The organism is Syntrophales bacterium (assembly GCA_030018935.1).
Lineage (GTDB): Bacteria > Desulfobacterota > Syntrophia > Syntrophales > CG2-30-49-12 > CG2-30-49-12.
The window spans coordinates 20,316-29,704 of the sequence record JASEGZ010000025.1; the positions used below are offsets into that span (position 1 = coordinate 20,316).

Annotated in this window: 9 protein-coding genes and 1 pseudogene; 2 read left to right on the plus strand and 8 right to left on the minus strand. The window is 48.9% G+C overall.

Going from position 1 to position 9,389, the window contains the following annotated elements; all coding sequences use genetic code 11:
• Nucleotides 1–222: 222 nt before the first annotated feature.
• The 7 genes and pseudogenes from QMD03_06150 to sucC form a co-directional block, all read right to left on the minus strand.
• The gene (locus QMD03_06150; GenBank protein MDI6776810.1) at nucleotides 223–969 is read right to left on the minus strand and encodes an enoyl-CoA hydratase/isomerase family protein; all 747 of its coding nucleotides are present in this window, start codon (nucleotides 967–969) and stop codon (nucleotides 223–225) included.
• A gap of 130 nt (nucleotides 970–1,099) precedes the next feature.
• Complete coding sequence (locus QMD03_06155) at nucleotides 1,100–1,855, minus strand: enoyl-CoA hydratase-related protein (GenBank protein MDI6776811.1); 756 nt, start codon at nucleotides 1,853–1,855, stop codon at nucleotides 1,100–1,102.
• 82 nt (nucleotides 1,856–1,937) lie between these two features.
• On the minus strand, nucleotides 1,938–2,495 hold the full coding sequence (locus QMD03_06160) for a 2-oxoacid:acceptor oxidoreductase family protein (protein ID MDI6776812.1): 558 nt from the start codon (nucleotides 2,493–2,495) through the stop codon (nucleotides 1,938–1,940).
• Between the two features lie 183 nt (nucleotides 2,496–2,678).
• Nucleotides 2,679–2,885, minus strand: a pseudogene (locus tag QMD03_06165) (glycine radical domain-containing protein).
• Nucleotides 2,886–2,895: 10 nt separating this feature from the next.
• On the minus strand, nucleotides 2,896–3,861 hold the full coding sequence (locus QMD03_06170) for a pyruvate formate lyase family protein (protein ID MDI6776813.1): 966 nt from the start codon (nucleotides 3,859–3,861) through the stop codon (nucleotides 2,896–2,898).
• A gap of 396 nt (nucleotides 3,862–4,257) precedes the next feature.
• Nucleotides 4,258–5,133 carry a succinate--CoA ligase subunit alpha gene (gene sucD / locus QMD03_06175; GenBank protein ID MDI6776814.1) on the minus strand — a complete coding sequence of 292 codons (876 nt, stop codon included), beginning with the start codon at nucleotides 5,131–5,133 and terminating at the stop codon, nucleotides 4,258–4,260.
• A gap of 22 nt (nucleotides 5,134–5,155) precedes the next feature.
• Nucleotides 5,156–6,322: an ADP-forming succinate--CoA ligase subunit beta gene (gene sucC / locus QMD03_06180; protein ID MDI6776815.1), complete on the minus strand. Its 1,167-nt coding sequence runs from the start codon at nucleotides 6,320–6,322 to the stop codon at nucleotides 5,156–5,158.
• Between the two features lie 179 nt (nucleotides 6,323–6,501).
• Between sucC and QMD03_06185 the strand changes: the two genes are divergently transcribed.
• Nucleotides 6,502–8,181: a methylmalonyl-CoA mutase family protein gene (locus QMD03_06185; protein ID MDI6776816.1), complete on the plus strand. Its 1,680-nt coding sequence runs from the start codon at nucleotides 6,502–6,504 to the stop codon at nucleotides 8,179–8,181.
• 26 nt (nucleotides 8,182–8,207) lie between these two features.
• A complete protein-coding gene (locus QMD03_06190) occupies nucleotides 8,208–8,600 on the plus strand; it encodes a cobalamin-dependent protein (protein MDI6776817.1) in 393 nt (130 codons plus the stop codon).
• Here the strand turns inward: QMD03_06190 and QMD03_06195 are convergent.
• Nucleotides 8,592–9,242, minus strand: coding sequence for a histidinol phosphate phosphatase domain-containing protein (locus QMD03_06195; protein ID MDI6776818.1), 651 nt, complete (start codon nucleotides 9,240–9,242; stop codon nucleotides 8,592–8,594). The two genes, QMD03_06190 and QMD03_06195, sit on opposite strands and share 9 nt — an antisense overlap.
• Between the last annotated feature and the right edge of the window lie 147 nt (nucleotides 9,243–9,389).

Consider the following 9,389-nt stretch of genomic DNA (forward strand, 5'->3'; position numbering starts at 1 on the left):
TTTCTCGTGGTTCATTTTAGTATACTTGCTCCTTTCGCGTATTTCTTATCACTGTACCAATAAGTATGAGGCACAAGTAAATTAATCTGATAACAGAAACACCGGGCAAGGTCAAGCTCTTGGTCTGTCTGGTTTGAGCCCTTGTGAAGTCAATTTTCAAAGGTCTCGGTCTCTGAACGCATTACTCAGAAGCCAGAAGCCGGAAGTCATTTACGAAACGATCTACGATACAGAGTTATTGCCGGTTCTTGATCGGAAGAGAGAACTTGTCAACCTTTTTTCCATCTCCAGACCCTCGGCTAAAGTCATGTCCAGGCTCCTCACTACCGCCTCCTTGACACCCCTGACTGCCGCGGGGTCAAAGGAGGCAATTTGCCTGGCCATGCCCTCGACAACCATGAAGAGTTCACTTTTTGCCACCACCCGGTTGACCAGCCCCATATCGAGGGCTTCCCGGGCGCCGATCCGACGACCGGTGAGCATCATTTCTAAGGCCTTGGCCCGTCCCGCTGTGCGGGGGAGTGTTTGCGTCGCCCCGGCAGCAGGGATAATGCCCAATCCAACTTCAGGCAGACCAAACAGGGCGTCTTCTGAGGCTATCCTGATGTCGCAACAGAGAGCCATCTCGATTCCTGAACCAAGAACATAGCCATGAAGGGCGGCGATCAGAGGCTGGGGAAGGCTCAGAAAGATCCCCCAGATGTCACGTTCCCAGCGCACCTGCCGGGCAATCGTTGGTGAGGGAGCAGTGAGAAACTCGCTTAAGTCAGCGCCGGCACAGAACGCCTTCTCTCCCGCCCCTTTGAAGATGGCCGCCATTACTTCGGGGTCGTCTTTAATCGCACCCAGGACCTGGTACAGTTCATCCCGCATCTGGATATTATATACATTCAAAACCTGGGGGCGGTTAAGTGTAACCCAGGCTGTGCTATCTATCTTCTCGTAAATTACCGTCTCAAAGTTGCTCACTGATAATCTCTCAAGTTAAGTGCCTAAAGTTATTTAATTCCTAAAAGTTCACAGTCATCAGTCATACGTCCTCGAATTTTTGACTTACGACTTATGACTTATGACTTATGACTTACGACCACTGATCCCTTTACCTTCCTTTGAATTGAGGGGATCTCTTTTCCAGAAAAGCCTTGATGCCCTCGGTGCGGTCTTCGGTTGTTTGCAGGAGGAAATAAAGATCAGCCTCCAGACGCAATCCCTGCCCTAACGTCAGATCCAGGCCCTTATAAATTGCCTCCTTAGCATACTTCAATGCTAGTGGAGCTTTAGATGCCATTGCCTGACACATATCTGTTACCATGGGGATGAGTTCCCTGGATGGAACTACTCTGTTGATCAATCCAATCCGGTGGGCCTCGGCAGCATCTACCGCTTGCCCGGTGAGAAGCATTTCCATAGCTTTTGACTTCCCTATCAGGCGTGGTAACCTCTGGGTGGCGCCATCCCAGGGAATGAAGCCTGAGGCGAGATGGGGTAGGGCAAAATGGGCTGTTTCTACAGCAATTCTGAGGTCACAGGCTAATGCCAGTTCCAGGCCCTGTCCCAAAGCATCCCCGTTGATGGCAGCGATGACCGGACATGTAAGCACTGTCACTGGCGCGGCAACAGACGGCATGCCAGCCTCCATGGAGAGATCATCGGGGTCGGCGCCCACAGAAAACGCTTCCTCTCCAGCGCCGGTAATAATAACTACCTTTGTTCCTTCATCATGGTTAACGTGGGTACAGATATCGGTCAATTCCCCGGCCAGTCGGAGGTTTGTAGCATTACCTGCCGCCGGGCGGTTGATCGTTATCATGCCGACAGCCCCTGTCTTTTGATAGATAAGAGTCTTATAAAACATTGCCTTTTCTTCCCCCTCCAAAACTCAATCCCTCAGTTCATCCTTTTTACGAGGGTGAGTATAGGGTTGCCTGGATCTGTGATCATCCCTGGGAATCAACCTGTGTCCCCAACTCTAATCCCTCCCGGAACAGTTCCAGGTTATGATGCAATTCTTTCTTTTTCTTGGCAAACTTTGCCGTTATAGTTTTCTCAATATGTTCCGGGGCAACGGCCCTGCTGATTTCCACATACATGCCGAGGGCAACCATATTAGCCCCCAATCTATCTCCCCTTTTAGCCGCTGTTTCTATTGCCGACATCGGTATTACTCTTACATCCGTCCTTGTTGCTTTATCAGACAAACCGTAAGTTTCTAACAGGATAAAGCCCCCGGGTTTAGCCCTGTTCTCAAAGGCCTTAAGCTGAGAGGCGGCCATGACAACCACCGCTTCGGCCTGGTCCACGAGAGGAGAATAGATTTCTTCATCCGATAAGATTACGATACAATCGCAGGGCGCCCCTCTCTGAGCTGTGGTATAATTGGGAATCCAGAGGACATTTTTATACTGAGCAGGCGCACTCCTGACAATCATTTCTCCTGTCAGTAAAACTCCCATACCTCCAATACCGGTAAGGATGACATCATGCCTTTTCTGCACTACTATTCCCTCCTCAATTTATCAGTTGTAAGCGTTCATCTGTCAGCGATCAGTAACCCCTGGTATCTTTTTGTTTTTGCTGAAACCCTAAACAAATCCAAAATTCGAATAACCAAAATGTTTGGAACATTTGAATTTAGGATTTCGGATTTTTCCTCTTCTGAGGGAGAGACGGTGCGATCCTCAAAAGCATTGCTGCGTCCTGTCTATGATGGTGTCCTGTAGTTTCTTGCTCAGATCTATGAAATAAGCCGAATACCCCGCCACCCGAACTATCAAATTCGCGTGGTTTTCCGGATGCTGCTGTGCCTCTCTCAACGTGTCCCTACTTACAACATTAAACTGAATATGGTGTATCCCTAAGTCCGCCCATGTTCTGAGATAGTCTTGAGGGCACCTATTAGCTCCGCCATACTGACCTTTTGCTCCTCAAATACGAGCTTTTTTCAGCCCTTATTCCACAGCCTACCTGCGGGAGTTCAATAAAATTGACAACGAGATGAACGAGTAAGAAAAGTTGTATCGCCTCTTGTAACGTTCGCGGCGGTTTTTCGGCTATCCAATCACATATCTCCGATATCTCCTCGATTTCTCTTCTTCTCGTCTCGTTTTTTTCTTTTTCAGCCGTTTCTTTTGAAAGCTTTCCGTATCTCTTCGCCCAACAGGTAAAGCCATTTAAGACTATTTTCACCGCCTCTAAAAACCTTTTCTTCTTTAGATAATCATCACTATTTATTCTTGCCTCGATATAGTCTTTTTCGACCTCCTTCAACTTCTCGTCCGCTTCTTTTATTCTTCCTGTAATGCCCACTCTAAATAATTTTTCGTAGTCGGGTGTGCCGAGTTCATAATTGTTGGTCCAAAAGAACGGCCCTTTGAAATACCAATAGGGCTTGATCTCTTCTGGTACCAGTTCTCGCTCCCTGCCGCCTATGGCAAGATTCCGCCAGTACTTATGTAGTTCCACCATCTCTTTTTTTCCTTCGTCACTCAATAAGTCTCTCCAGACACCGTTCGGCGAGGCTATGGTCTTATCGAGCCACCTCCACTGTAATTCAGGGTGATGAGAGACGCAGTCTGGTCTGCTGGCGAAGTTCCCCACGATGAGTTCTTCCGGCTGGATGTATATTTTCATGTTTTCAAAGATATGCGCAAGCGCTTTCGCCCTCCTTGTTATCATAGGCTCTCCCTCGGTCATCTTATAGGGCTCGGTTAGGAGCCTGGGACGATCGAGGCAGAGTTTTATTCCCATTCCCGTTCTAAAAGCGGCCTCTCCTTTCTTTTCGAAAGCTGCCTCCGCGCCTCCGATGTCCCTTATGGCTTTTATTTTCACGTTCTTCTTGAGATTTTGCGTTCTTTCGGACACTTTCTGATCCTCCTTTTATTTGCTAGTAGTATAATTTTTGTTTTTTGCGGCATACAGATTTACCGTATTCGTTTATATAACATTTTACCTATAACATGCACTACACAAAAGTTAAAAGCTGATAGCCCATCATGTAAATAAATGCCTGCGTGACTTGGCAGTGGTTATGAGCTTCCCCAGTTGCTGACGTCCGCAGCAAGCGGACTCTTACCCGCAAATCATTGTCAGATTTTTCGTGAACCCATTATTTGGTTCACGGTAGCATTCCGACTGTGAGCGGAGGAAAAAGGGTTTACCCCCTTCGATGCAGAGCGAGGAAGGAGCAAGGTGAGGGGAGACAAACGTAAAAGTTAGTATACCACAGCAAGACGCTGCTTTTTCATCCTTTAGTTCACTTTAGTCACTTTTAAGGATTTCCTTAACTGTTTTGCCTATTTCGGTGGGGTTTTTTTCCACAATGACCCCTGCCTTTTTCAGGGCTTTGACCTTTTCCTCGGATGTTCCTTTACCTCCCGCGATGATGGCTCCGGCATGTCCCATCCTCCGTCCGGGAGGGGCGGTCTGTCCCGCTATAAAAGCCACAACCGGTTTGCTGACATTACCTTTTATGAACTCAGCCGCCTCTTCCTCCGCGGTTCCTCCGATTTCTCCAATTAAAACGATGGCCTCAGTCTGGGGGTCCTGCTCAAAAAGACCCAGCAAATCTACAAAGGTCGTTCCCACTATGGGGTCCCCACCGATGCCAATAGATGTGGATTGACCAATCCCCAGGCTGGTAAGCTGCCAGATAACCTCATAGGTCAGAGTCCCACTTCTCGAGATCAGTCCCACATTGCCCTCTTTATGGGTAAAATTGGGCATAAAACCGATCTTACCCGCCCCCGGGGTGGTTATCCCCGGGCAATTGGGGCCGATCATCCGGGAGGCAGATCCCTTCAATGCCTGTTTGATTTTGATCATATCCAGCACAGGAATTCCTTCCGTTACACAGACGATCAGGCCGATGCCTGCCTCGATCGCCTCGATGATAGCATCCGGTGCAAAGACAGCAGGGGTATATATACCGGAGGCGTTTGCCCCCTGATGTTCCACCGCATCAATCACTCGGTTATAGACAGGAATTCCGTCAAATTCCATGCCTCCCTTTCCCGGTGTGACACCAGCCACTACCTTAGTGCCAAAAGCGACTGATTCTCGAGTGTGAAAACTTCCCTCCGTACCGGTAATTCCCTGTGAAACTACACGAGTATTTTTATCAAAAAGTATTGCCATTTTAATTCACCCCTTCTTTTCGTTATCTCTTGCTTAATTCCACAGCCTTCCCCGCCGCTTCATAGAGTTCATCAGCTACTTCAAAGGTTAAATCCGATTCCTGAAGGATTTTGCGGCCTTCTTCTACATTGGTTCCCTGAAGCCTCACCACCATCGGCAGTTTTTTCTTTATTTTTGAGGCCGCTTCCACCACTCCGGTAGCCACCCGGTCGCACCGGAGGATACCCCCGAAGATATTTATCAGAATGGCCTTTACCTTCGGGTCGGAGGTTAAGATACGAAACGCTTTCTCTATCTGTTCCGGTGATGCTCCACCACCTACATCAAGAAAATTGGCCGGCTCTCCTCCCGCCAGTTTTATCAGGTCCATCGTCGTCATGGCCAGGCCTGCGCCATTGACCATGCAGCCAACATTACCATCCAGTTTGATATAATTTACCCCTGCATTCACAGCTTCTACTTCCAGGGGCTCCTCTTCCGTTTCGTCCCTCAACGTCTTTATCTCCGGATGGCGAAACAGCCCATCATCGTCAAAGTTTATCTTCGTATCCACAGCCACAAGATTACCCTCTGCCGTGATTACCAGGGGATTGATCTCCACAAGAGAGGCGTCCTTTTCCACAAAGAGACGATACAGGTTTTTGGCAATATTTGAAAATTGGCCGCTTAAAGACTTATCCAATCCTAAGCCGTAGGCTATCTTCCTGGCCTGAAAGGGGCTGAATCCCACGGCAGGATGAACCACGGCCTTTACTATTTTCTCGGGGGTCATCCTTGCCACTTCTTCAATGTCCATTCCGCCAGATTCCGAAGCCATGTAAACCAGACATTCCCGCTCACGCGAACGGTCCACCACCAGACCTAAATAGAGTTCTTTCTCTATTTCAGGAGCCTCCTCGACCAAGACCTGACGCACCAGTTTTCCCTCCGGTCCCGTCTGATGGGTAACTAAATTCATACCGATGATTTCTTTCGCCGCTTCGAAGGCCTCTTCGGGAGAGGCGGCTAAACGGACACCCCCTCCTTTTCCCCTTCCTCCAGCATGGATTTGAGCCTTTACAACCACTCTCGTTTTCAAGGTAGAGGCAACTTCCCAGGCTTTCTCGGGAGTCGCAGCCACCTCACCCCGGGGTACAGGGACATTGTATTCCCGCAAGATATTTTTAGCCTGGTATTCGTGAATCTTCATTTTAAACCCCCCTTATACGTTTAGTTCATAATCTTAAACAGGTGTTGTCCTTTTAGACTTTCCGCCTATACCATGAAAATGGGAGTACGTCCAGCGGTAAATCAAAAATTCATTGACTTTTTTTACGGGAACGGCTTAGATAACTTTCAGGTTAGCATTAAGATTAAGGAGGTTCCTAAATGACAGATCAGACCGAAGAAATCAGAAAGGAAAAAATCAAAGAGGCATACCGGGAGGCAGTTACAAATTTTACCACAGACTCGGGTATTACCGTAAAAAATGTATATACCCCCGAGGACATTTCAGACATTGATTTTAAGAGAGATATAGGCCTTCCCGGTCAATACCCCTTCACCAGGGGGCATCACCCGCTGATGTATAGAGGGAAGTTATGGAATATCAGAGAGATAGCCGGTCTTTCTACACCGGCCAGGTTCAACGAGAGGTGCAAATTTCTCGTAGAACAGGGGGCCGGCGCCCTCGATTGGGAACTGGATGGGCCTACCCTGTACGGTATTGAGCCTGATCAGCCTATGGCCGAGGGACAGCTTGGTGTTTGCGGTGTTGCCATCCATACCTTAAAAGACGTGGAAGTCCTCAGTGGGGGGTTACCTTTAGATGAATTGAGCCTCTCCTCCGATGCCTTCTATCCCGATGTCTGGCAGTCCTATATTCTGACGGCGAAAAAGAGAGGTTATGACATCGGCAAGTTAAGGGGGGTAGGTGGCGCCATCTTCTACTATGGACCGTCCGTATTTCCGAGCCGCATGGATTGGCTTGTCCATCACGGACGTTTTTCCACGCTGGCCAGATGGGGAAACGACTTCTGTGAGTTTGCCTATAAAAACTTCCCCAAATGGAACCTCTGGTTTACCAGCTCCTACGACCTGCAGGAGGCGGGTGGTAACGCCATCCACGAGATAGCGTTCACCATTGCCATTCGTAACGAGATGATCCGTGAAATGCTCAGAAGAGGGATTGATATCAACACCATCGGGAGCAGATTGAGCCCTGTCCTCGGTGTAAACAGGGATTTTTTTGAAGAAATAGCAAAAATCCGGGCGGCGAGGAGGATCTGGGCCAGGACGATGAAGGAGAAATTCGGCGCCACAGACGAAAAAGCAATGTGCCTGAGGTTCCATGTTGATGTCTCAGGGGCGAATTTCACCCGTCAGCAGCCCCTGGTGAATATCGCCAGGGGAGCCATAGGTACGCTGGCCGCTGTCCTCGCCGGCAGCATGGGCATCCAGACCCCCTCTTTCGACGAAGGGTGGGCAACCCCTACGGAAGAGGCGGTGCGGCTCGCCATCAGAACACAGCAAGTTATCCGTTATGAATCGGGAGCAGCAAGAGTCGCCGATCCTCTGGCCGGTTCTTACTACGTGGAGAGCCTTACCAGCCAGTTGGAAGAAAGAATAGAGGAGATGGTACAGCAGATAGAAAAGGCAGGGGGCTGGATAAAAGCTCTGGAGAGCGGCTGGATTCATGGGCAACTCACCGAAGGGCTCCTGGATATTCAGAAAAAGGTGGAAAGCGGGGAGAGGCCGGTTATCGGCGTAACCCATTTTCAGATCCCGCCGGAAGAGGATTTTCGACCAAAGGTCTATGCCCCCGACACTTCCGATGTGGAAGAGTATCTAAGAGAATATAAGCAATTTAAAGAAAAGAGGAATTATCCGAACTTAAAAGAAAAGATTAAAAACCTCCAGGGCGCCGCTGCGGATCCCGGAAAGAATCTTATCCCTTATGTCTTTGAAGCCCTGGAGGCCGATGCTACATTTCCGGAGATAATCGGTGTGATGAGGATGAACGACGGGTTGGAATACGATTGGGCTGGAGAAAGGGATTTCCCCTTTTAGTTGAAGGAGGAGGATTTTACTTGACCATGAAAATAAGGGTAGTTACAGGGAAAATAGGTCTGGACGACCACTACAGAGGGATATTGTCTATAAATAAGGCGCTCACAGATGCTGGTATGGAAGTGATATACCTGGGCGCCGGTCAGAGGGTCGGGAGTATGGTAGAGACGGTACTGGAGGAAGATGCAGACGTGGTGGGTCTGAGCTTTTTATGCGGCGGCCATCTTCAGATCATGCAGAGGTTTATGAACAGATTGAAGGAACGTGGCCTGGATAAGGTGCTGGTTATTATCGGAGGGGTTATTCCTGATCAGGATATTCCAAAATTGAAGGAGATAGGGATTTCGGAGGTTTTTCTGCCCGGGACGCCCTTGAAGGATGTGGTTGACTTCGTAAGGAAAAGAATCCCCTCATCCTGAAGCTCTTTTAACCAGGCATGCTGAATTTTTAAACATGACCTCAATTTCTCCCTCCGTCATCCCCGCCCCGAGGGCGATCTTGCGGGCCATCTCTGCGGGGACAAGATCCTGGGGGGCATGGGAGTCCGTATTCAAAATGAGGGGAACATTCAACTGACGGGCCATCTTTAAGACATGTCCATTCGTCAGGCTGTGCCCCCGCCTGGTTGAGATTTCTAAAAATATCGCCTTCCGGGAGGCTATTGATGCTTCTTCTTCTGTGATCAAACCGGGATGGGCAAGGACATCAATGGGAGATTGCAGGGCGGCTAAATTAGTCCCCGGCATGACAGGCTCAACAATAGTCTCGCCATGGACGACAACAATCCTGGCTCCCATGAGTCTAACCTCCCTTGCCAGCTCGGAGATGCAGGCGGGAGGCACATGGGTCAGCTCTATACCGGGAATCACCTTAATTTCGCATGCATCTGCTATCTTTTGACAAACCTTTACAATCCGGGGGATGATAAAATCCACGTTGGAGTGGTCTCCATGGTCGGTTATGGCAATAGCACGGTATCCCATTACTTTTGCCCTTCTGACCAGTTCTGAGGGGATCAATTCTCCATCGCTGAAGATGGAATGGGTATGAAGATCAATCACAAAAGACCTCCCTGCTAAAAGATGGAAAAACAACTCTGAACTAAGAGGTTTTACTTTATCATATCTGCCACCCCGGGTCAATCAATAGATGGATTATGTTAGTAACACGTGATATGTCCGGTTTGTAGCACACAATCTGTCCGGTTT